This is a genomic window from Hoskinsella mucinilytica (genome assembly GCF_045223415.1).
Taxonomy (GTDB): domain Bacteria; phylum Bacillota_I; class Bacilli_A; order Erysipelotrichales; family Erysipelotrichaceae; genus Hoskinsella; species Hoskinsella mucinilytica.
In genome coordinates this window covers 1-263 of sequence record NZ_JBEQZJ010000142.1, presented here as the reverse complement: position 1 = coordinate 263, position 263 = coordinate 1, and the positions used below count along the sequence as shown (strand labels likewise).

Here is a 263-nt window from a genome sequence, read left to right as displayed (position 1 = left end):
AAAAAATTGAAGAAACAAAGCAACAAAAAGTAAGTTTTCAAAATGATGTATTATTTAAGCATTTTTTCATCGGTATGGATGAGGATTCTATCTTTTTGCGACATACGGTGATTGGTTTAACAACGAACATTATGCCAAAAAGAACTGAAGTATGTAATCCGGAAATGATACCTAAACAAGAAGGCAACAAACGTATCATCATGGATATCCATTTAAGAGATGAAGAAATGAGAGAGTATAATATTGAAATGCAAAGTCAAGGA

General features: G+C 31.2%; 1 pseudogene. It reads left to right on the top strand.

The window, feature by feature from the left end:
• Window positions 1–263, top strand: a pseudogene (locus UGRO018_RS17900) (hypothetical protein); the annotation flags it as partial.